This window comes from Salmonella sp. SAL4457 (assembly GCF_046548235.1).
GTDB classification, from domain to species: domain Bacteria; phylum Pseudomonadota; class Gammaproteobacteria; order Enterobacterales; family Enterobacteriaceae; genus Salmonella; species Salmonella enterica.
On record NZ_JBGDZO010001400.1, the window covers coordinates 1 to 233 of the forward strand.

At 67.0% G+C, this 233-nt stretch carries 1 protein-coding gene; it reads left to right on the forward strand.

All coding sequences use genetic code 11. The annotated features are described in order from the left end of the window. A partial coding sequence (locus tag ACLJNW_RS28765; protein ID WP_410962100.1) for a helix-turn-helix domain-containing protein occupies window positions 1-185 on the forward strand: 185 nt, incomplete at its 5' end. Window positions 186-233: the final 48 nt, after the last annotated feature.

Here is a 233-nt window from a genome sequence, read left to right on the forward strand (position 1 = left end):
GCTTCCAGCAACTCAAGGACCACCTGCGGCGCGACCTGGCGATCTACCACCTGGGTCGGGACGAGCTGTCGATCCAGGACATCGCCGAGCAGCTCGGCTTTTCCGAGCCCTCGGCCTTCCATCGCGCGTTCAAGAAGTGGACCGGCCTCACCCCCGGCGCGTACCGGCACCAGGCGGAAGCCTGAAGCTCAGCCCAACTCCTGGCGACGAAGCCCGCTGCGCAGTTGGTCGAG